General features: G+C 64.6%; 18 protein-coding genes. 2 read left to right on the top strand and 16 right to left on the bottom strand.

Features of this window, described 5'->3' with window-relative positions:
• Window positions 1–66: 66 nt before the first annotated feature.
• Window positions 67–597: a GNAT family N-acetyltransferase gene (locus Sj15T_RS20405; protein WP_007686150.1), complete on the bottom strand. Its 531-nt coding sequence runs from the start codon at window positions 595–597 to the stop codon at window positions 67–69.
• Complete coding sequence (locus Sj15T_RS20400) at window positions 594–1,214, bottom strand: recombinase family protein (RefSeq protein WP_008832583.1); 621 nt, start codon at window positions 1,212–1,214, stop codon at window positions 594–596. Before Sj15T_RS20400 ends, Sj15T_RS20405 begins: the two co-directional genes overlap by 4 nt.
• A 125-nt stretch (window positions 1,215–1,339) precedes the next feature.
• Here Sj15T_RS20400 and Sj15T_RS20395 point away from each other — a divergent pair, with 125 nt between their 5' ends.
• Window positions 1,340–4,231 carry a Tn3 family transposase gene (locus tag Sj15T_RS20395; RefSeq protein ID WP_013039109.1) on the top strand — a complete coding sequence of 964 codons (2,892 nt, stop codon included), beginning with the start codon at window positions 1,340–1,342 and terminating at the stop codon, window positions 4,229–4,231.
• Window positions 4,232–4,427: 196 nt separating this feature from the next.
• Here Sj15T_RS20395 and Sj15T_RS20390 read toward each other — a convergent pair whose 3' ends face one another.
• From Sj15T_RS20390 to Sj15T_RS20330, 13 genes are all read right to left on the bottom strand, one after another.
• Complete coding sequence (locus Sj15T_RS20390) at window positions 4,428–5,177, bottom strand: HAD-IIB family hydrolase (protein ID WP_004212890.1); 750 nt, start codon at window positions 5,175–5,177, stop codon at window positions 4,428–4,430.
• Window positions 5,174–7,675, bottom strand: coding sequence for a heavy metal translocating P-type ATPase (locus Sj15T_RS20385; protein WP_004212886.1), 2,502 nt, complete (start codon window positions 7,673–7,675; stop codon window positions 5,174–5,176). Before Sj15T_RS20385 ends, Sj15T_RS20390 begins: the two co-directional genes overlap by 4 nt.
• Window positions 7,672–8,280, bottom strand: a complete 609-nt coding sequence (locus tag Sj15T_RS20380; protein ID WP_004212885.1) for a cation transporter — start codon at window positions 8,278–8,280, stop codon at window positions 7,672–7,674. The genes Sj15T_RS20385 and Sj15T_RS20380 overlap by 4 nt, the downstream gene beginning before the upstream one ends.
• Window positions 8,277–8,963: a hypothetical protein gene (locus tag Sj15T_RS20375; RefSeq protein WP_004212882.1), complete on the bottom strand. Its 687-nt coding sequence runs from the start codon at window positions 8,961–8,963 to the stop codon at window positions 8,277–8,279. The genes Sj15T_RS20380 and Sj15T_RS20375 overlap by 4 nt, the downstream gene beginning before the upstream one ends.
• Window positions 8,964–8,966: 3 nt before the next feature.
• The gene (locus Sj15T_RS20370; RefSeq protein WP_004212881.1) at window positions 8,967–9,380 is read right to left on the bottom strand and encodes a hypothetical protein; all 414 of its coding nucleotides are present in this window, start codon (window positions 9,378–9,380) and stop codon (window positions 8,967–8,969) included.
• 47 nt (window positions 9,381–9,427) lie between these two features.
• Window positions 9,428–9,805, bottom strand: a complete 378-nt coding sequence (locus Sj15T_RS20365; protein WP_009824022.1) for a hypothetical protein — start codon at window positions 9,803–9,805, stop codon at window positions 9,428–9,430.
• Window positions 9,802–10,290 (bottom strand): SRPBCC domain-containing protein, encoded by a 489-nt coding sequence (locus Sj15T_RS20360; RefSeq protein WP_013849881.1) that lies wholly within the window; start codon window positions 10,288–10,290, stop codon window positions 9,802–9,804. Before Sj15T_RS20360 ends, Sj15T_RS20365 begins: the two co-directional genes overlap by 4 nt.
• 53 nt (window positions 10,291–10,343) lie before the next feature.
• Window positions 10,344–13,589 (bottom strand): CusA/CzcA family heavy metal efflux RND transporter, encoded by a 3,246-nt coding sequence (locus Sj15T_RS20355; RefSeq protein ID WP_004212878.1) that lies wholly within the window; start codon window positions 13,587–13,589, stop codon window positions 10,344–10,346.
• A 3-nt stretch (window positions 13,590–13,592) separates the two neighbouring features.
• Entirely contained in the window at window positions 13,593–14,771 is a 1,179-nt protein-coding gene (locus Sj15T_RS20350) for an efflux RND transporter periplasmic adaptor subunit (protein ID WP_004212877.1), read from the bottom strand.
• Window positions 14,771–16,048 carry a TolC family protein gene (locus tag Sj15T_RS20345; protein WP_013039111.1) on the bottom strand — a complete coding sequence of 426 codons (1,278 nt, stop codon included), beginning with the start codon at window positions 16,046–16,048 and terminating at the stop codon, window positions 14,771–14,773. The genes Sj15T_RS20350 and Sj15T_RS20345 overlap by 1 nt, the downstream gene beginning before the upstream one ends.
• Before the next feature lie 60 nt (window positions 16,049–16,108).
• Complete coding sequence (locus tag Sj15T_RS20340) at window positions 16,109–16,405, bottom strand: hypothetical protein (RefSeq protein ID WP_007406840.1); 297 nt, start codon at window positions 16,403–16,405, stop codon at window positions 16,109–16,111.
• 73 nt (window positions 16,406–16,478) lie between these two features.
• Window positions 16,479–18,446, bottom strand: a complete 1,968-nt coding sequence (locus Sj15T_RS20335) for a cytochrome c/FTR1 family iron permease (protein ID WP_004212871.1) — start codon at window positions 18,444–18,446, stop codon at window positions 16,479–16,481.
• Window positions 18,446–19,072: a cation transporter gene (locus Sj15T_RS20330; protein WP_004212870.1), complete on the bottom strand. Its 627-nt coding sequence runs from the start codon at window positions 19,070–19,072 to the stop codon at window positions 18,446–18,448. Before Sj15T_RS20330 ends, Sj15T_RS20335 begins: the two co-directional genes overlap by 1 nt.
• A gap of 75 nt (window positions 19,073–19,147) precedes the next feature.
• Between Sj15T_RS20330 and Sj15T_RS20325 the strand changes: the two genes are divergently transcribed.
• On the top strand, window positions 19,148–19,567 hold the full coding sequence (locus tag Sj15T_RS20325) for a helix-turn-helix domain-containing protein (RefSeq protein WP_007406847.1): 420 nt from the start codon (window positions 19,148–19,150) through the stop codon (window positions 19,565–19,567).
• Here Sj15T_RS20325 and Sj15T_RS20320 read toward each other — a convergent pair.
• Window positions 19,561–20,763 carry an aspartyl protease family protein gene (locus Sj15T_RS20320; RefSeq protein WP_013039112.1) on the bottom strand — a complete coding sequence of 401 codons (1,203 nt, stop codon included), beginning with the start codon at window positions 20,761–20,763 and terminating at the stop codon, window positions 19,561–19,563. The genes Sj15T_RS20325 and Sj15T_RS20320 overlap by 7 nt on opposite strands.
• Window positions 20,764–20,971 lie beyond the last annotated feature (208 nt).

The raw sequence follows: 20,971 nt of genomic DNA, 5'->3' as shown, positions 1-20,971 counted from the left end.
AAGGGGGCGTTTGCGGGAGGGGGCGGAATCCTACGCCAAGCTCGCCCAGATAGCCGGCGCGAGATCTTACTTGTTGCTGCCTTCTACGGTCGCGCCAGAAAGGCGACGGCTCAGTTCTATCCGGCGATGGCTACGCATTTTGAAGGTGTCTGGCCCAACGCGCCGATACTCAATGAAGCCGAGAGAACGCCAAAATCGCTCTGCCGCTTCATTCGCTTCCAGCACGGCCAACCGAATCTCTGTGGCACCTCTCGCAGCGGCCCAGCTTTCGACCGTCGAGTAAATTGAGCGTCCGACGCCACGACCACGCTGTGCGGCATCTACGATCATGAAGCCGAGATACCATGTGCCATCACGCGGATAATCGCGGAGGATGGCCGCGATTGCATATAGGCCGCCAGGCCCCTTCCATCCCAGGACAGCTTGATTGTGGGCGCTCTTTTCGGGCGGCACATCGGAGAAAAGCTCGCGAGCATCGTCCAGCGTGGGCGCGGCCCCGTCCTGCAACAGGAAATAGTCGCTGCAACGGTTGTACAGGTCTGCAACGTCTGCGGCGTCCGCTTGGGTAAGTTTGATCGGGGCTCCCGTCATCATCATCGCGTTTTGGCAGCAAGCACGCGCTGACCGTAATCCCGGAGTTCCCCGTTGGGACCGACATAGCGGTAGAGAGTGACGCGCTCGATCCCGAGTTCCTTGCAGAGGTCGGAAACGGACGTGTCGCGTTGGGCCATAGCAGCCTGAGCGAGCCGCACCTGGGCCTTGGAGAGGGCGAACTTGCGGCCACCCTTGCGTCCCCGCGCGCGGGCAGCGGCCAGGCCAGCCATGGTGCGCTCGCGGATCATATCCCGCTCAAACTCCGCCAGTGTGGCAAAAATGCCGAACACCATCCGGCCCGATGGCGTCGTGGTGTCGATCTGCGCGCCCTTGCCGGTGAGCACCCGCAGACCGATACCGCGATCCGACAGATTCTGCACCGTGCTGACCAGGTGGGTGAGCGTTCGGCCGAGCCGGTCGAGCTTCCAAACGATGAGGACATCGCCGTCGCGCAACGATTTCAGGCAGGCGGCAAGACCGGGGCGATCATCACGGCTACCGGATGCACGATCATCATAGATATTGCCTGGCTCGACACCGGCAGCGCGAAGGGCATCGTGCTGCAGGTCGAGCGACTGCGAGCCGTCGGCTTTGGACACGCGGGCGTAGCCGATCAGCATGGATCACAAACGAAGGTTTGAGGCGGTGACGAACATGAGCACATAAGATTGGGCTATTGTGTATCTTAACCAGCATCTCAATCAAGCTATCTCAAACCGTAGCTCGGAAAGAATAAGGAGCATGTATGCCGCGTCGCGTGACCCTGACCGATCGACAGCGCGAGGCGCTGCTTCACTTGCCGGTCGATCAAGGTGAGCTGCTGCGGCACTATACCCTCAGCGATGAGGATCTCGGGCATATCCGCCAGCGCCGGCGCGCCCACAATCGTTTTGGCTTCGCGCTGCAACTGTGCGTCCTGCGCTACCCGGGCCGGGTGCTCGCTCCTGGCGAGTTGATCCCGGCGCAGGTATCGGATTTCATCGCGGCCCAGCTCGGCCTGACCAGCGACGATCTACTCCTCTATGCCGCGCGCGAGGAGACCCGGCACGAGCATCTGGCGGACCTTCGCCGAATCTACGGCTATCGCTCCTTTTCGGGGCGGGGCGCACGGGATTTGCGCGAATGGATCGCTCGGGAAGCCGAGGCGGCGACATCGAATGAGGATCTTGCCCGTCGCTTCGTTGCGGAGTGTCGCCGCACCCGCACGATCCTTCCCGGCTCCTCGACGATCGAGCGCCTTTGCGCCGATGCGCTGGTTGAGGCCGAGCGCCGGATCGAGGATCTTATCGCCCATCGCATCACGCCAACCCTGAGCGAGAATTTGGCTCACCTGTTGGAGGATACGGTGGATGGTCGCGTCACGCGCTTCGTATGGCTGCGACAGTTCGAGGTTGGCGCAAATTCAGCAGCCGCTAACCGGCTGATGGATCGACTGGAATATCTTCGAAGGTTCGATCTTCCGGCGGATTTGCTGGACGGCGTGCCGGCGCATCGTGTGACCCGGCTTCGCCGGCAGGGCGAGCGCTATTACGCCGACGGCATGCGTGATCTGCCCGAAGACAGGCGGCTTGCGATCCTCGCTGTCTGCACCCTGGAATGGCGGTCATCGCTGGCCGATGTCATCGTGGAGACCCACGATCGCATCGTAGGCCGTCTCTATCGGGCCTCCGAACGCCTTTGCAACACCAGGATCGCCGACGAAAAGGCGGCCGTTCGGGACACGCTGAAGTCCTTTGCCGAAATCGGTGGTGCTTTGCTTGGAGCGCAGGACGATGGCACGGCCCTGGACGGGATAATCGCCACCGGGCCTGGCTGGGAACGGTTCAGAACCCTTGTCGCCACGGCCTCCGCGCTGACCAACGTGCTCGCGGCCGACCCGCTCAGCCGTGTGCTGGACGGCTATCACCGTTTCCGCCTCTACGCGCCCAGGATGCTGCGCCTGCTCGACATGCAGGCGGCGCCGATCGCCACGCCTCTTCTGGCGGCCGTTGCGATGCTGCGTAACGGGATCAAGGTCGATCCGCCGGTGGATTTTCTACGTCCCAACTCGAAATGGCATCGTCATCTTCGCGCTGAGCCCAGCGGCGACCACCGGCTTTGGGAAATCGCGGTGCTGTTCCACATCCGCGACGCCTTCCGGTCCGGTGACATATGGTTGGCGGGATCGCGCCGCTATGGCGACCTCAAGCAGCTTCTGGTCCCGCCACAGGCGATAGAGCAGACCGCGCGGCTCGCCGTGCCGCTGCGACCCGGCGAATGGCTGGCCGAGCGCAGGGCTCGACTGGATACACGGCTGAAGGAGTTTGGCCGCGCGGCGCGAACCGGCACGATCCCAGGCGGCATCATCGAGAACGGCAAGCTGCACATCGACAAGCTGAGGGCCGACACGCCCGAAGGGGCCGAGGATCTCGTGCTCGATCTCTATCAACAGCTCCCGCCCGCGAGGATCACCGATCTGTTGCTGGAAGTCGATGAGCGAACCGGATTTTCCGAGGCGTTCACGCATCTGCGCACCGGCGCGCCCTGCAGCGACCGGATCGGCCTGATGAACGTGTTGCTGGCGGAAGGCGTCAATCTCGGTTTGCGCAAGATGGCGGCGGCGACCAACACGCACAGCTTCTGGGAATTGCTGCGGATCGCGCGCTGGCATGTCGAAGGCAGCGCCTATGATCGGGCGCTCGCCATGATCGTGGAGGCCCACGCCGCCCTGCCCATGGCCGCCTTCTGGGGACAAGGGCAATCGGCATCCAGCGACGGGCAGTTCTTCCTTGCTACCGAGCAGGGCGAGGCGATGAATCTGATCAACGCGAAATATGGCAACGTCCCGGGCCTCAAGGGATACAGCCATGTGTCCGATCAATATGCGCCGTTCGCAACCCAGGTGATCCCGGCAACGGTCAGCGAGGCTCCCTATATCCTGGACGGGCTGCTCATGAATGACGCGGGCCGCCGCGTTCGCCAGCATTTTGCCGACACGGGCGGCTTCACCGATCATGTGTTCGCCGCCTGCGCCTTGCTCGGCTACAGGTTCGCCCCCCGTATCCGCGATCTCCCTCAGAAAAGACTCTATGCCTTCACGCCCAACGCGACGCCGGCCAATGTGCGAGCGCTGGTCGGAGGTAAGATCAATGAACCGCTCATCGAGCGCAACTGGCCCGACATCCTGCGCATCATGGCGACGATCGCAGCGGGGATCGTCGCCCCCAGCCAGATTCTTCGCAAGCTCGCCTCTTACCCGCGCCAGAATGAGCTGGCCCTCGCATTGCGAGAGGTGGGCCGCATCGAGCGAACCCTGTTCATGATCGACTGGATTCTTGATGCCGGCCTCCAGCGCCAGGCTCAGATCGGCCTCAACAAGGGTGAGGCCCACCACGCCCTAAAGCGCGCCATCAGCTTCCACCGCCGAGGTGAAATCCGGGATCGATCCGGCGAAGCCCAGCACTATCGCATCGCCGGAATGAACCTGCTCGCCGCCATCATCATATTCTGGAACACCATGAAGCTCGGCGAGGTCGTCAATACCCGGGCCGCCAGCGGTACCCATATCGCGCCTGATCTACTCGCCCACGTCTCGCCGTTGGGATGGGAACACATCAATCTAACCGGGGAATATCGCTGGCCCAAATCCTTAGCGTAGGATTCCGCCCCCTCCCGCAAACGCCCCCTACGATTGAGAAGCGCGGCGGAATCTCTTAGATTGATCGCTGGAGGCTTTGTTCGCGGAGACGCGCACATTGCCTTCTTTTCGTTTTAGGAAGCGCTGCCCTAAGCGACAGAAGCCAGAGCTTTGACAATGCGGCATTCCGCGATGGAGCCGACCATGTATCTTGATCCTATCGGTGCAGACACGCGATGATGGCGGTCACGACGGCGGTGGTTTCCGCGACGTCGCGCACCCTCACTGTGTCGAGGCCGATTTCAGCAGCGGGATAGTCATTCCCACCGGGGAATATCGCATCCCCAATGAACAGCATCCCGTCGAGCGGGACACCGCTCTCGGCACTCAGGCGCTTCAGGCCATAGCCCTTGTCGATCCCTGCTCTGGTCACGTCGATCGATGTCGTGCCACCGAGATTGATCGAGAGCTCCGGCAGCTTCGCGCGCAACGTGGCCTGCAACGCGGTCCTCTTCTTTCGGTCAGGATCCCACGCTTCCTTTTCCTTCAGCGGCGCTGCCTGCCCCAGGCCCGAAAAGGTGATCTGGCTGCCCCGGTCCTCGATCCGTTCGCCCCAGATACGTTCGTCGGCGAGACCGGCATCGGTCAGCGCCTGATCGAAGGCCGTGCGGATCTTCGCCTTCTCCGCGTCGTCGAACAGTTCGGCATAGACCGCGCGCCAAGCGCCATTGATGAACCGATAGAGTTTCGTGCCTGTGGTCGGCATCAACCAGAGACGGTCGAGCGCGACGCCGGCAGGAAGGCGCGAGGCGATCTGCTTTTCGAACTGCGGCCAGTCCCCGCCCGAGATCACCGCCACATCCGTGATGGCGAGCAATCGGGCGAGGATTGCGGCCATATCCTCCGATAACGGCCGCTTGCTCTCGGCAAGCGTGCCGTCGAGGTCGAAGGCGATCAGCCACTTCATGCCGCCTTCCCTGCCGGATCGCGGTAGGCGAGCAGCCTGAGCGCATTGATGACGACGAGCAGCGTCGATCCCTCATGAACCGCCACCGCTGGCCCAATGCCGAGGCCGAGGATGGTAGCAGGCACCAGGAAGGCGACGACACCCAGGCTGACGAAGACGTTCTGCCGGATGATTCCACGGGTATGGCGGCTAAGACCGACTGCGAATGGCAGGTGCGCCAGATCGTCGGCCATCAGCGCCACGTCGGCTGTCTCCAGCGCAACGTCCGACCCCGCCGCGCCCATCGCGATGCCGACCGTGGCGCTTGCCATCGCCGGCGCATCGTTCACGCCGTCGCCCACCATCGCGACCTTGTCTTCGCCGGCGAGCTTCTTGATCGCGGCAACCTTGTCTTCGGGCATGAGGTCGCCCCACGCTTCGTCGATCCCGACTTCGTCGGCGATCGCTTCGGCGACTTTCTGGTGATCGCCGGAGATCATTATCATCCGCGACACGCCCATCTCGTGCAGCCGACGCAACGCGGTCTTGGCAGCTTCGCGAGGCGTGTCCATCAGGCCGATCGCGCCCAGGTCGCGGTCCCCCTTGCGGACCACCATTGTCGTGCGGCCGTTCTCGCGCAGCTTCGCGATTGCGTCCTGCGCGCCCTGCCCCAGCGCCGGAATGCCCTCACTTCCGAACATCTCGGCCTTGCCGATCCACACCGTCTCGCCATCCACGCTCGCGGTGACGCCCCGACCGGTCAGGCTCTTGAGGTCGCCGGCAGTCGGCACGGCACGATCGTTCAGACGTTCGCGGCCGTCCTTGACGATCGCTTGGGCCAGGGGATGGTCGCTCAACGCTTCGACGGCGACAGCCAGCGCCAGCAACTCGCCTTCATCGGCGCCATCGACGGGCACGACATCAGTGATGCGCGGACGACCTTCGGTCAGCGTGCCCGTCTTGTCGAAAGCGATCGCTTTGAGCGACCCGAGGTTTTCGAGCGGTGCACCGCCCTTCACGAGCACGCCGCCCCGCGCTGCACGGGCAACGCCCGACAGGACCGCGCTCGGCGTTGCGATCGCGAGCGCGCACGGGCTTGCCGCCACCAGCACCGCCATCGCGCGATAGAAGCTGTCGCGGAACGGCTCGTCGACGACCACCCATGCGAACAGCAGGAGCACTGACAGGACCAGGACGGCGGGCACGAAGATCCGTTCGAACCGGTCGGTGAAGCGCTGCGTCGGCGACTTCTGCGTCTCCGCTTCGCTCACCATCTTCACGACCTTGGCAAGCGCGCTTTCATTGGAACGGCGTGTCACCTCGATCTCGATCGCGCCGCCGCCGTTGATCGTACCAGCAAAAACCCGGCTTTCCGCGTCGACTGCATCGGGCTTGGCGCGTGCCGCTGCGGCATCTGCGACCGGCACCTTGTCGACCGGGATGCTTTCACCCGTGACCGGGGCCTGGTTGATCGCGCTGGTGCCCTTGATGACGAAGCCGTCGGCAGGCAGGCGCTCGTTCGGGCGGACGATGGCAATGTCCCCGACGACCATCTGCTCGACCGGGATTTCGCTGGTCTGCCCGCCGCGTCGCACGGTCGCGGTTTCGGGCGCGAGCTTCGCCAGCGCCTCGATCGCCTTCTTGGCGCGGCCCATTGCATAATGCTCAAGCGCATGGCCGAGGCTGAACAGGAACAGCAGCAGCGCACCTTCGGCCCATGCGCCCAGCGCAGCGGCGCCGGCCGCAGCGACCAACATCAGCGTGTCGATCTCGAACTTCTTCATCCGGAGGTTGTCGATCGCCTCGCGCAGCGTGAAGAATCCGCCGAAGAAATAGGCTGCGATATAGCAGGCGGTCGGCAGCCATTCGGGCGCGCCAGCGACCAGCCTCTCGATCGCGTAGCCGATCCCCAGCAGCGCGCCACAGGCGAGCGCGAAGATCAGCTCGGTATTGGGGCCGAGAAATTCGGCGTGGCTATGGTCGTGGCCATCGCCGGGGCCGTGCTTCTCTTCGCCCGCGCCGTGGCCCCCGGGGCCGTGGTCGTGGCCGGCATGTTCATCGGCAGCGACCCGCTTGCCCACCCTCACCTTCAGCTTGCGAAGCGCAGCGCGCACCTCCTCTTCGGTGGTTTCGCGGCGATCATATTCGACCCGGACAGACCCGCTGGTGCTGGCGCTTGCCTGGACCACGCCGGGCAAGGCGCACAGCGCATCGCTGACCGTGCGCGCCCGACGTTCGTGGTTGATCCCCGTCACCTGCCAGATCGCATGGCCGTAGCGCTCGGTGATTTCGGCACCTGCGGCGCGCACCATTTCGCGCAACCGTGGCAGCGGCAGCTTGGCGGCATCGAAATGGATGCACAGCGCCGCTGGCGTGTTGCCGTCGAGACAGATCACATGCGCCCGCTCGACACCTTCGCGCTTTGACAGGGTTGATACGAGACGGTCCAGGCAGGCATCGGCCGCGTCAGGAAGGTCCGGCAACAACACTGGAATGTCGAGTTCGAGCTTGTCGTTCATGACGACCTCCTTTCGCTTTTCTTGGTTTCGGCGCGCGCGTCGCGCAGGATTTCGACACCGCCCTTGATGGCGATGATGGCGGTGGCGAAGCCGACCAGCAGGTCCGGCCAATTGGTACCCAACCACAGCACCAGCACGCCGGCGATCAGGATGCCGCCGTTGGAAATGAAGTCGTTGAAGCTGAAGGTGGTTGCGGCCCGGAGATTGACGTCCGGATCCTTGAGGCGCTGGAGCAGCCGCAGGCAGAGGTAATTCACGACGCCGGCGATCGCGGACATGACCATCATGGTAGGTCCGATGGGCTCGCTGCCCTGCACGTAGCGCCGTCCGACATCGATCAAGATGCCGCCCGCGAAGATCAGCAGCATGACGCCCGAAGCGACCGCGGCGCGTGTCTTCCATGTCTGGCCCCGGGTGAGCGCCACAAGGCTCAGCGCATACACAGCCGTATCGGACAGGTTGTCGACGCCGTTGGCGATCAGCGCGCTCGAGTCCGCGAAGAAGCCGGAAACGAAGAAGCCCGCAGCGATCGCCGCGTTCAGCAGCAGGACGATCCACAGTGTGCGGCGCTCCTGCCCGCCATTGTTGTCGTTGCCCGGGATCATCCCATCATCTCCTCAAGTGTCAGCAGGGCCAGGAAGCCGACGAAAAACATCGAGCTGATGAGCGGGGTGTCGGGTTTCTCGTGCGCCTCGACCAGCAACTCCTCCGTGACGAGGTAGAGCAGCGCCATCAGCCCGAAGCTGAGGAAGCCGGCGATCATCACCGGCGACAGCGCGGCGACCGGCACGGCAGCGAGCGCGCCGATCGGCAGCAGCAGGGCCAATGCCGAGACGATCACGATGATGCGCAAGCGCGAGCGATAGGTTTCCGCCAGCTCGTCGGTCAGCGTCAGTCCCAGAAATAACACTTCCAGAGTGAGCGCGATCGTCAGCAGGAGACCTGCCTTCTCGCCCGCCACGAAAGCGAGGCCGAGCACCAGGCCGTCGACCAGAATGTCGATGCCGATCGCGGCGAGTAGCGCCATCGGCCCCTTGAAGCGGGCCTCAAGAGCCTTGAGCCCCAGCATGGTCGCGACGCCCGCCGCCCCGCCGATCAACGTCGCGCTGGGCGATGCCTCATGCTTGACCTGCGGCAGGATTTCGGTCGCTGCCGCCGCGAACACGACGCCGGCAGCGAGATGCTGTAGGCCCGCCACGAGGCCAGGTTTCAACTTGGTGCGGCTCGCGACAATCGCGCCGAGCACGACCGCCAGCACAGGCGCAAGCGTATAGAGCAGTGCCTGCATTTCCTAGGACTCCTCCGGGGTTCGGTGGCAGACGCGGATCTTCCCGCGTCGCGTGAACGCGATCGATCCGCCCGCCACGACAGCCCGCGAATGGTCGCCGCGAAACTCGTCACCGGTTCGCTGCGCGCGCAGGATCTCGGTCCTGCCCTTCGGCAGCCAGGTGACGGCCATTTTCAAGCCGTCATCGATGAAGTCGACATCGGCGCGTGTGCCGTCGTCGCAGTACATGATGCGCTGCGCGATTAGTTTCGACGTCAGATGCTTTTCATGCGCCGGCTCGGTAGGCTGGGTCGGCGCTGGATTACACGCCCCTATAACCGCCCCGGAGACGAGAACGACGCCGAGGCGCGCGATCGCCAGACCGGCCCGATTCAGGCCGCACAAGGTTGTCACATTTGAAATCGACGTGTCAGACATCGGTCTCTTCCGACGAAGCGCCCTGTGGCGTTCGAAGGCAGGGCAGTTCATCGCGTGCCTTCCTGCTCGCAGATCCGGGTACGGCCATCGCCTTCCACGATGGTGAGCTGCGACCCCTTGAAGGTCGCGGTGGCTGTTTCGCCGACATATTGCAGGCCCTGCGCTGGCGCGGTCAGCATCATCGGCGGTCCCCCGTTGGAGCGCCGCAAATCGATCTGCAGGCCGTTGTCCTTGTAATCGACGAACAGCGGTTCCCCGTCGGAACAGCGATATCTATGCCGCCCCATTTCCCCGGTCGCCACGGCGCTGTCGGACGAATGGATCTGCTGCTCCGTTGGCGGGGCTGGCGGCTTTCTTTCCGAGCACGCCGCGAGCCCGACAACGAGGATGACGGCGGGCAGCACCCGCTTACAGTGCATCATCATCGCGCCTTCCTCCTGCAGCGGAAGGGGACGCGCTGACGATTGATAGCCCGGGCAGGCTGACCTACCCGCCAGCGGAGATAGGTTGCGAGGCGATCGTCAGATTCGACCATCAGGGATCGCAGGCGGCGCAACATCATCGCCGCGAACGGCAGGGAGAGCGCCCCGCGCAGCGTGCAGCTATGCGTTAGCCTGGTGCCGCCATCGTCCCCCGCCAGCTCGTACCGCTCTTCGAGCGTGAACAGATAGGGGATGCCGCAGGACCAAGCGAAGGCGTGCGGTTTATCGAATCGATCAATCCGTGCTGGCGTCCGAATTGGCCGGGTGATGCCCTGGATCGCAAAGGTGCATTCTGTGTCGCCGAGCCGGGACGGATCATCGAGAAATACGAGCGGACTCCACGCCCGGCGATGATCCGGATCGGTGAGTGCCGACCAGATGCGCAGTGGCCCGCCGTGAAGCATCGAGCTGGTTATGGTGCGAGGCATATCCCCATCTCCCAGAGATGGGCGGGGCGATCGCGGATCGCCCCGCCCATCCATCAGGCCAAGTTGTTCACGAAGGTCTGACCGTGGTCGTCCCCTTCATGCTCCTCATTGTAGTGCTCGGGTTTCTCGATCACTTTCTGCCCGAACCGGGCATAGAGTGTCGGCAGCACGAACAGCGTAAGAAGCGTCGCCGAGATCAGACCGCCGATGACGACCGTCGCCAAAGGCTTTTGAACCTCTGCGCCGGCGCCTTCGCCCAGCGCCATCGGCACGAAGCCGAGGCTGGCGACTAGCGCGGTCATGATGACGGGTCGCAGACGCTGCATCGCGCCAACATGCGCGGCTTCCTCGCGGCTCATCCCTGATCGGATCAGATCTTGGATCGAGCTGACCATGACGAGGCCGTTGAGGACCGCGATGCCCGAGAGGGCGATGAAGCCCACTGCCGCCGAGATCGAGAAGTCCATGCCCCGCAGGAACAGCAACAGGACGCCGCCCACCAGCGCGAAAGGCACGCCGGTGAACACGATCGCGGCGTCGCGGACCGATCCCAACGCCCCGTAGAGGAGCAGCAGGATCAAAATGAAGCAAGCCGGAATGACCAGCTTCAGCCGTTCGCTTGCCGATTGGAGGTTCTCGAACTGGCCGCCCCATTCGAGATAGGTGCCGGCAGGCAGCCGGAGTTGGCTGCCGATCGCCGCCTGCGCATCCGCCACGACGGATCCGACGTCGCGGCCACGCACGTTGGCTTGCACCACCACGCGCCGCTTGCCGTTCTCGCGGCTGATCTGGTTCGGACCATCGACCACCTTGATCTCGGCGACGCTGGACAGCGGTACATAGCCGCCGCCTGCCACCGGCACCTGCACCTGTTGGAGCAGGCCGATGTCGGCACGCTGCGCCTCCGACAGGCGGATCACCACGGGGAAGCGACGGTCGCCCTCGAAGATCTGGCCCGATGTTCGCCCGCCGATCGTCGCAGTCACGGTGTCCTGCACATCCTGAGCCGTAACGCCCAACCGCGCCATCGCGTCGCGGTTGACGCGAATGTCGAGCATGGGAAGACCGGTCGTCTGCTCCACCTTCACGTCCGCTGCGCCTTGCGTTCTGCGCAGCACCGCCGCGATTTGCTCGGCCGTCCGGTTCATCTGGTTGAAGTCGTCCCCGAACACCTTCACCGCGATGTCGCCGCGCACGCCGGCGATCAGCTCGTTGAAGCGCATCTGGATGGGCTGGGTGATCTCGTAGGCATTTCCCGGAATCTTCGCGAGATTACCCTCGATCCGGCTGACCAGCTCCTCCTTGGGAAGCTCAGGATCCGGCCAATCCTTGCGCGGCTTCAGGATGACGAACATGTCGGTCGCGTTCGGCGGCATCGGGTCGGCCGCCAGCTCGGCGGTGCCCGTCTTGGAATAGACGAATTGCACCTCCGGCTGCTTCGACATCATCCGCTCGATCGGCACCTGCATCGCCTGGCTCTGCTGGACCGACGTTGCCGGAATGCGGAGCGACTGGATCAGCAAATCGCCTTCGTCGAGCTGCGGCAGGAACACCGAGCCGAGCGTAGTGAAAGCAAGCGCCGCCACCACAAGGCTTCCCACACCCGCACCGATCGTCAGCGTCGGGCGCTTCATGGCCCGGTCGAGACCGGGTTCGTAGCGCTTCTTCAGCCACGTGATGATGCGGCCGTCCTTCTCCTCGACCTTCTTCGACAGCCAGATCGCAATCATCGCCGGCACGAAGGTGAGAGAGAGGATGAAGGCGAAGGCGAGCGCGATGATGACGGTCAGCGCCATCGGTCCGAACGTTTTACCCTCCACGCCGGTCAGCGTGAGCAGCGGTACGTAGACGAGGATGATGATTGCCTGCCCGTACACAGAGGGACGGATCATCTCACGCGCAGCGGCTGCCACGGTCGCGAGCCGTTCCTTGACGCTGAGCAATCGGCCTTCATGATGCTGTTGCTCGGCAAGCCGGCGCAGCGCGTTTTCGACAATGATGACGGCGCCGTCGACGATCAGACCGAAGTCCAAAGCCCCAAGGCTCATCAGATTGGCCGAGACCCCAGCGCGCAGCATACCAAAGCCTGTCAGCATCATGGTGATCGGGATGACCAACGCCGCGATCAGGGCCGCACGGAAGTTGCCGAGCAGCAGGAAGAGCACGACGATGACCAGCACCGCGCCTTCGGACAGGTTTTTCGCGACCGTCTTGATCGTCGAATTGACCAGCTCGGTGCGGTTCAGCACCGGCTGAATTACGACGTCAGGAGGCAGCGAAGCGTTGATCGTCTTCAGTTTCTCAGCGACCGCGGTCGACACGATGCGGCTGTTCTCGCCGATCCGCATGATCGCCGTGCCGACGACGACTTCGGTACCGTTCTCCGATGCCGAACCCATGCGGATCGCCTGACCCGTCTTCACAGTCGCAACTTGTTCGACCGTGATCGGCACGCCGTTACGTGTCGCGATCACGGTCCTGGCCAACTCGCTGGCATTGCGAACGAGCGCATCCGAGCGAACAGCCAGACCTTCGCCATTGCGATTGACGAAGCCACCGCCGACGCTGGTGTTATTGCGCTCCAGCGCATTTCCCAGGTCCGTCAGCGTGATGCCGAGCGAGGCCAGCTTCTGCACGTCGGGCACGACGAGGAACTGCTTGGCGTAACCGCCAATCGAGTCGACACCGGCGAGGCCCGGTGTGGTCTTCAGAAGCGGCGTCACGATCCAGTCCTGCGCGGTGCGCAGGTAGGTCGCCTTGTCCTCTTCGGTCGTCAGTCGCTCGCCCTCTGGCGTGATGTAGCTGCCATCGGGCTGTTGGCCCGGTTCACCGGGCTTGTGCTTGTCGTCCTCGCGATGATCGAGACGAACGGTGTACATGTACACCTCGCCCAGGCCTGTCGCGATCGGACCCATTTCAGGGTTCACGCCGTCGGGCAGATTCTCTTGCACGCCCCGCAGACGCTCGCCCACCTGCTGGCGGGCGAAATAGATGTCCGTCGCGTCCGAAAAGACCGCCGTGATCTGCGCGAAGCCGTTGCGGCTCAACGAGCGCGTATATTCCAGGCCGGGGGTGCCGGCGAGCGCGGTTTCGATTGGAAACGACACCTGCTTCTCGACCAGCTCGGGCGAGAGGGCAGGCGCGCGGACGTTGATCTGGACCTGATTGTTGGTGATGTCCGGCACCGCGTCGATCGGTAGCCGGTAGAGGGAAAAGGCGCCGATGGCGGCGACGATGACGGTGAGGAGCAGGACTAGCCAGCGCTTCTCGACCGCCCAGGTTACGATACGGGCGATCATGGCTTAATCCTCGTGGCTCGCTTCGCCCTTGCCGATCTCGGCCTTGAGCGTGAAACTTCCGGTGGTGGCGATCTGTTCGTTGCCGGTCAGGCCCGACCGGACGATCACCGTGTCGCCCGACGCATCGCCGAGCTGGACCGGGGTCGCCTTGAAGCCGGTGGGCGTGCGCACGAACACGACCGACTTGCCCTCGAAACTCTGGACCGCCGTCGTCGGCACGCGGACCGCCCCGCTCCCGCCGCTGCCCGTGAGCTGCACGGCTGCCGTCACAGGCTCGCCGACCCGCCATTCGCCACCGCGATTGTCGAGGGTGGCGAGCGCAGGCACGAGCCGCGTCTGCGGATCAAGCGCCGGCGACACGAAGGTCACGCGGGCGGTCGCCTGACGGCCTGCCGCCTTCACCAGCACCGTATTGCCGGGACGCACCCGGCCCGCATCCTCGGGCTTGAGATTAAGCGCGATCGACACCTGGCTCAGGTTGGCGATGCGATAGAGTTCGGCATCCGCCGCGACCGTTTGTCCCAGCGTCACGGGGCGCGCAATGATCTGGCCCGAGATCGGCGCGGCAATGCCGAGCCGGTTGAGCCCGCCGCCGCCGACACCCGCCGCCGAAACCATGCTCTGCGCCTGCGTCAGGGCGATCCGCGCCTCCGTCGCCGCTGTGCGGGCGGCGATCAGATCCTGTTCAGGGGAGACTCTCTGCGCGAACAGCCGCTGTTCGCGCGCGAGGTTCGAATTAGCGAGCTGAAGCCGCGCCCGCGCCGCCTCGACCTCGCCCTTGATCTGCGCCGCCTCGCGGCTTTCGATGACCGCAATGGTCTGGCCGCGTCCGACCGATTGGCCGAGGTTACGGGTGAGCGCGACCACGCGTCCCGCAATTGCGGCCGAGACGACCTGCGTTCCCTGTGGGTCGCCCTCGATGATCGCGGGCAGCTCGATCGTCCCGGCCCCGCCGATGATCGGCCGTCCGACCTGGACGCCCGCTGTGGCGATCTGGTCGGCACCCAATGTGACGACGCCTTCACCGGCATGACCGCCTTCAGCACCGCCCTTTTCCGTGCCCGCTGCCGTCTCATTGGCAGCTGCGCCTTCGGCAGTTGCCTCGTTTCCGCCATCCTTGCCGCCGCAGGCAGCCAAGAGCAGGGCGAGCGACGCCGCGCCCGCGAGATAAAAGCTCTTCATCACTGATTCCCCCCATTGGGCGCACGAGCGGTCAGTCGCTCCACTTGCGCGCGGGCATTCTGGTAATTGGCAAGCGCGTCGATCGCGGCGACCCGCGTTTCGGCGAGCGTGCGTTCAGCATCGAGCAATTCGAGCTGGCCGAACTTGCCCTCGCGATAGCCGATCCGCGCGATGCGGGCGGCCTCCTGTGCAGCCGCCAGCGCCGGCCCCGACGCCGCACGAGCCGTCGTTGCGGCATTGGCCGCCTGCGCCTGCGCGTCCGTGATCGCCTGTTCGATGTCGAGCGCGGTCACGCGGCGCTGCGCATCCGCCTGGGTCCGCTGCGCGGTCGCCTGCGCAATCGCGGCGCGACCATTGTTGAACACCGGGATCGGGATCGACACGCTGAACACCGCCGCCATGTCGTTGGTCGCTTCCAGGCGGCGGATCGACGGCCCGACGTTCAGGTCAGGCACGCGATTGGCGCGCGCGAGCCGCACGCCGGCTTCGGCAATGGAGAAATCCGCGTTGGCTGCCGCCAGCGCGAGTGTGCCGGTCGTGTTGACCGGTGCCAACGGCCCATAGACGTTCACATCGGGAAGGCGATCGAGCAGCGTGTCATCGAGCAGGCCGTCGATCGGCCGTCCGATCCGACGCGCCAGATTGGCGCGGGCCGCCTCGGCCAAGCGAAGCTGCCGCTCCACATTGGCGTCGGCATTGATACGCGCGACATCCGCGCGCTGTTGCTCGAGTGGCGATGCCCGCCCTGCCTGCACGCGAACGCTCGCGGCCCGCAGCGCATCGCTGGCGATCCGGGCCTGATCGCGGGCTGTCATTACCCGGCGATCGGCCGCGACCGCTTCGACATAGAGCTGCGTTACCTGAAGCCGGACATCCGCCGCGATGATCGCGGCCTGGATCTCGGCCCGGGACAATTGCGCATTGGCGACCGCGACGCGGGCGCCGCGCTTGCCGCCTAGCTCGATCGGGATCGCAAAGCCGACCGTGGTTTCCGCGCTGCGGACCCCCCGATACGGCCCGGAGCCGATGACATTCTCGACTTGGCCTTGAACCACCGGATTGGGCCGCAAGCCGGCGACTGTGCGACCTGCACGGGCCGCGTCGATTCCAGCTGTCGCCGCTTCCGCAGCAGGGGCCGAACCGCCCGCTGCACTGACCGCTTGGTCAAGCGTGTAGACCGGCGCATCCTGCGCAACAGGCGCGGACGGTCCGACCTGCGCCTGCGCCATCGTGGCGCAAGACGCTGCGGCCAGCATGGCCGCGAGGATACGATTCATGAAAATAGGACTCCTGACGATGATCGACAGGGGCGCGCCAACGCACGCCCAAATCGGACGTCAGGCTTGGGGGGGCCTCAAATGGACCATGCCGGTGCGGCCGTCGAGCGACGCAGAGGCGGAGATTGTCGGCTTGGGCACTGTGAGGACGGGGGTATATTCCATCGTCGTGCGCGCAGGCGCGCCGACGTCGTGTCCGTGACAATAATTGTGATGATGCGGGACATTCTTGTCCGAGTCCGATGGCACCTGATCGATGTCACCGGCGGTATGGACCGTGAACTCAACGCCCGCGATGCTTCCCCCCGCCAGATCGGCGGCATGGGCCATGCCGGAGAAGCTGGTCAGGACCAGCATCAGGCATGTCAGGAAAGGCAAAAAGGCTCGCACTAGCTTGCCTCTATCACGGAAGGGTTTTCATGTCATTGCACTAATTCGAACCAAGGGTCACTGAGCCGGAACCCGAGCGGGATCGGTCGCGCCCGTTCCAGGCGAACCCGACCGCAATGGCGACCGCCATCAGGAGTTGCGCCAGCACCGATTGCCAAGTGGGAAACACGCCGAGCATCGACAGCCGTGGCACGTCCGCGAGCGGTGCGATGTTGATAAGGCCGGCTTCCTGGAGCGCGGCGACGCCTTTACCCGCCAGCACGACGGTCAGGACCGCCATGAGCCAGGAGCTATAGCGGAAGAACTGCGCGATCGGCAGCTTGCGACTGTAGCGAAGCATGGCCCAAGCGATCAGGCTGAGCAGTCCAATCGCCGACCCGGCCCCCGCGAGAAGCATCCCGTTGTCACCTTGCGCCGAAAGCGCGGCATAGAACAGGATCGTCTCGAAGACCTCGCGATAAACTACGACGAACGCCAGCCCGAACAGGAACCAGCCCGACCCGCCCGAGAGCGCCCGCGACATCTTCTCGCGAATATAGCGCTGCCACTGATCGGCCTGCGCCTTGCCGTGCATCCAAATCCCGACCGAGAGCAGCACGACCGCGGCGAACAGCGAGCCAAACCCTTCCGTCAGCTCCCGGCTCGCACCGCTGATCCCGATCGCATAGGTGGCGACCGCCCAGGTGATCCCGCCCGCGATGATCGCGCTGACCCAGCCGCCATGCACGTACCGCAGCGCCTCGCCGCGCTCGGCTTTACGCAGGAACGCGATCATGGCGACAACGATGAGCAGGGCTTCGAGCCCTTCACGCAGCAGGATCGTGAACGCGCCCAGGAACGTGGACGCTTCGGTGGCGGCATCAGGCGCGAGCGCCGCTTCCGCATCGTCGAAAAGGCCGCCCAGTACTGCGACCTTCTCCGCGAGATCATCGGGCGACGCGCCCCGGTCGATCGAGGCGCGGAACTCCCCCATCGCGCCCTCGATTCGACCCATCAGCGTCGCGTCGCGCGCGGTGAGTGTTGGCTCGATCGGCTCGAACCCATCGAGATAGGCCGACAGCGCCAGCTCTTTCGCCATGCGCGCATCGCCGCGCCGCGCAGCCGCCACGCTTTCGGCGAGTTTGGCGCGGGCGACCGCGAGCGAGCCGGGAGCCTGTTGTATCACCTGTTCGGGATGACGACGCAGGAACGCGAGCACTGGGTCAGCCTTGGCGTCGCCGATCGCCGCGCCGAGCGCGGCCGGGGTGAGCGCGACCAGGGTTTTCAGGTCCGGAATGCGCCGGCGAAGGGTCGGGTCGGATTTCCAAAGCCGCTCGCCTTCGCGCGCCTGCGCATCCGTGAAGGCGAAGCTCCCGGCTCGGAATGCTAACGCCCAGCGCTGATCGTTGGGCAGATCGGCGAAGCTCTGCATCGCGGTCCCGTCGATGCCTTGCGTCACCACCTGATAGAGCGCGAACACGCTGCGCTGGCGCGCGCGCTCGGCATCGGTGAAAGCAATCGGGGGCGTAGCGAGCTTGGCGGCGTCAGGGCCACGGCCGTTGCCCGTCATCCCGTGGCAGGACGCGCAGGATTGTCGGAACAGTGCATCGCTGGAGACGAGGTTCGGAGCCTTATCGGGCGCGAGCGGCACCGGGTAGGCGCGCAACAGATCGGCCGCGAGCCCGTGCGCCAATGTTGCCACCTGTTCAGTCGGTCCCTTTTCCGCGATCACCGCCTGGAGGTTGGCAGCCCGCTGGATGAGGGCTTGACGCTCCGGCTTCGCCGGCAGGCCCTGAAGCCGTGTCGAGACCGACGCGGCGAACTCCGTCATCTCGGCATATTCCGACGTGCTCTTGATCCGACCGTTGGCGACCGCGCCGCCATAATCGACGGCCATATAGTCGAGCAGCCGCCATGCGGTTTGCACGTCGCCGGGTTCGGCGATTGCCGCAGCAGGGATCAGCAGCGCCGCGAGCGCGGAGAGCAGCCGCAACGAGAGCATTGCCCGGATCAACGCGAGCAGACGCACTACCGCTCTCCCAATTCGCGCCGAGCGCCAGTGACGATTTCATAAGCGGAGTGGAGGAACAGGAGGGCGATGAGGCCGGCGACGGCGAGGTCCGGCCAGGCGCTTCCTGTCCACGCCACCAGACCGGCCGCGGCGATCACCGCCACGTTGGCGAGCGCGTCGTTGCGGCTGAACAGCCAGATCGCGCGAACATTGGCGTCCCCTTCCCGGAAACGCGCAAGCACCAAGGCGGACACGACATTGATCGCGAGCGCGACAACGCCGATTGTGCCCATCAGTTCGGCATCGGGCGCGGTTGCGTTCAGGGCGCGCCAAATCGCGAAACCGATTACGCCCACGCCAAGCGCACCGAGAAACAACCCCTGCGTCAGCGCGACCTTTGCCCTCGCCCGTGCGGACCAGGCAAGCGCGAGAAGACCGATAAGGCTGATCGACCCGTCCCCGAGAAAATCGAGGGAATCCGCTTTCAGCGCTTGGCTATCGGCGATGAACCCGCCGAACAGCTCGGCGACTCCGAAGCCGAGGTTGAGCACCACGACGGTCAGCAGCGCACGGCGATAGGCCGGATCGGTTTGCGCGCGCGCGGGCTCCCCGTGGCACCCGCAGCTTTCGGTAGAAGCATTCATGCGGCCTTCCTTACCACCTCCAGTCGCTGTAGAAGCAAGCGAAATGTGCGACACGTTCGCATAAGCAAGGATGGCATGATGAAGCCGGTGATGATTGGGCAGCTCGCCAGCGAGACCTCGACGAAGGTGACGACGATCCGCTTTTATGAGTCGATCGGGTTGCTCCGATCCGCCCCTCGCACGGCGTCGGGTCGCAGAACCTACGATGCCAGTGACATTGAGCGTTTGCACTTCATCCGCAACGGTCGCCGGCTTGGCTTCTCCGTCGACGAGATCCGTTCGTTGATGGGGCTGGCGCAGAACCCGGACCAGGATTGTGGTGCCGCCTCAGCTATCGCTGCTCAGCACCTCAAGGATGTGGAGGAGAGACTGGCGCAACTCGCGGTGTTGCGGGATGAGTTGGCAATGCTCAGCCAGAGCTGCACCAAGGCGCGCATGGCCGATTGTCGGATCATGAAGGCGATCGGCAAAGGCCACCCTCAAGCCGATCAATAATAATCGGCCAGCCTGAGCTCGCGCACATCACCCGAGGCCATCGTCAGCTTTACGAGGGTGCCAGCAGGCCGGGAGCGCACTTGCCAGAGCTCCCCACGCGTATAGTTCGCATCGATCGAATGGCCGTTCACCGCCACGATCCGGTCGCCGACCGCCCAGCCAGCCTTTTCCGCGGGACTGTTCGCCGCCACATGAACAACGGTGAGCGCCGTTGGTGAGGCTGCGAGGCCAAGGCCGCTACGGTCCTTCAGCATCGGCAGGCGACGACGAGGACCGAGTGGCCGGAGCCACACGAATCCGGCGGTCACGTCGAACACCACGTCGAATTGAGCGATCAGCGGTAGGCCGACATTGCCAACCGTGCTGGTGGAGAGCCAAGCTCTCATCCCGAGTGTGGGGACGTTCGAGACGCCAAGCCCTTCGATGTTGATGTTCTGGATCGTGAAAGCATCGTTGATACGCACACCATCGACGCCGCCGATCGCCGCGGTCGAGACGAGCTTCCCGTTCAACAGCCCTTGATCGCGGGCATAGGCCGACGAGAGCATCAGCGCGGCCGAGCTGCCAAGATCGATCATCAAGGGCACGGGAGGCAAACCCGAGACGGAAGCTCGAATGAACAGCTCCTGCTTGGCACCGCGCCCGAGCGCGACAGCGCGCCAGTCGGGACCGGCGAGAAACGTGCCTGACTTGACGACCGCCATACGCCTTTTCGCGAAATCGAGCGCGATGCAGCTACCCGTGAACATATCGGCACCGAGGAGGATATCGATCGGTCGTCCGAAGGCCGCCGACACTGAACTCAGATCACCAACGACGGCAAAGGGTAAGCGACGGGTTTCGCGGGCGAGCTGTACGTCGATGTCGCGGACCAGCAGCACCGGGGCCTTGGCGCTCAGCCCGCTAATCATGCGCCGCTCACCATCGTTCAAGCCGAGCTTCGCCGCGAGCGCCGTGCTCATGATCGACGCGCCGCTGCCACTGTCGAGCACCGCCCGCACCGGCACTCCGCGCACTTGTGCCGAAACAAGGAGGGTATCACCCGTGCCGACTTCCAGCGGCTCCCATTCGAGGTGAGCCGCACCGAAGTTCCACGAGCCCGCAGACCGGGAAGTCTGTCGCGCGAGCGTTGGAGAACCGAGCACCAAGCCGGTTCCACAGGCCACCAGCCGCGCCACTAATGAGCGTCGAGACATACCGATTGCTTCAACACGGGCCGTCAAAAAGCCACCTCCAGCCCCCCGTCCGCAGGAGAGCAAATTGCGGTTACATGCTCCAGCCACTGGAGGAGCAAGTGCTTTTGGTGCGCCCGAAAATCCTCAGAAGCGCTTGGAGAACTTTAGATGAAGGATGGTGCAGACCGCTTAGATGCCTTCCCGATAACGAACGGTTCCGGGGGACGCT

The sequence above is a fragment of the Sphingobium sp. TA15 genome, assembly GCF_037101235.1.
GTDB classification, from domain to species: Bacteria; Pseudomonadota; Alphaproteobacteria; order Sphingomonadales; family Sphingomonadaceae; genus Sphingobium; species Sphingobium indicum.
The sequence above is the reverse complement of the archived record's forward strand: the minus strand, read 5'-3'. Positions and strand labels throughout refer to the sequence as shown.

Coding starts and splice junctions, on each gene's coding strand:
- Sj15T_RS20345 (WP_013039111.1), bottom strand. CDS start 16,048: ATGAATCGTATCCTCGCGGCCATGCTGGCCGCAGCGTCTTGCGCCACG.
- Sj15T_RS20395 (WP_013039109.1), top strand. CDS start 1,340: ATGCCGCGTCGCGTGACCCTGACCGATCGACAGCGCGAGGCGCTGCTT.
- Sj15T_RS20360 (WP_013849881.1), bottom strand. CDS start 10,290: ATGCCTCGCACCATAACCAGCTCGATGCTTCACGGCGGGCCACTGCGC.
- Sj15T_RS20370 (WP_004212881.1), bottom strand. CDS start 9,380: ATGTCTGACACGTCGATTTCAAATGTGACAACCTTGTGCGGCCTGAAT.
- Sj15T_RS20355 (WP_004212878.1), bottom strand. CDS start 13,589: ATGATCGCCCGTATCGTAACCTGGGCGGTCGAGAAGCGCTGGCTAGTC.
- Sj15T_RS20325 (WP_007406847.1), top strand. CDS start 19,148: ATGATGAAGCCGGTGATGATTGGGCAGCTCGCCAGCGAGACCTCGACG.
- Sj15T_RS20390 (WP_004212890.1), bottom strand. CDS start 5,177: ATGAAGTGGCTGATCGCCTTCGACCTCGACGGCACGCTTGCCGAGAGC.
- Sj15T_RS20385 (WP_004212886.1), bottom strand. CDS start 7,675: ATGAACGACAAGCTCGAACTCGACATTCCAGTGTTGTTGCCGGACCTT.
- Sj15T_RS20405 (WP_007686150.1), bottom strand. CDS start 597: ATGATGATGACGGGAGCCCCGATCAAACTTACCCAAGCGGACGCCGCA.
- Sj15T_RS20380 (WP_004212885.1), bottom strand. CDS start 8,280: ATGATCCCGGGCAACGACAACAATGGCGGGCAGGAGCGCCGCACACTG.
- Sj15T_RS20340 (WP_007406840.1), bottom strand. CDS start 16,405: ATGCTGGTCCTGACCAGCTTCTCCGGCATGGCCCATGCCGCCGATCTG.
- Sj15T_RS20365 (WP_009824022.1), bottom strand. CDS start 9,805: ATGATGATGCACTGTAAGCGGGTGCTGCCCGCCGTCATCCTCGTTGTC.
- Sj15T_RS20330 (WP_004212870.1), bottom strand. CDS start 19,072: ATGAATGCTTCTACCGAAAGCTGCGGGTGCCACGGGGAGCCCGCGCGC.
- Sj15T_RS20320 (WP_013039112.1), bottom strand. CDS start 20,763: ATGTCTCGACGCTCATTAGTGGCGCGGCTGGTGGCCTGTGGAACCGGC.
- Sj15T_RS20375 (WP_004212882.1), bottom strand. CDS start 8,963: ATGCAGGCACTGCTCTATACGCTTGCGCCTGTGCTGGCGGTCGTGCTC.
- Sj15T_RS20350 (WP_004212877.1), bottom strand. CDS start 14,771: ATGAAGAGCTTTTATCTCGCGGGCGCGGCGTCGCTCGCCCTGCTCTTG.
- Sj15T_RS20400 (WP_008832583.1), bottom strand. CDS start 1,214: ATGCTGATCGGCTACGCCCGCGTGTCCAAAGCCGACGGCTCGCAGTCG.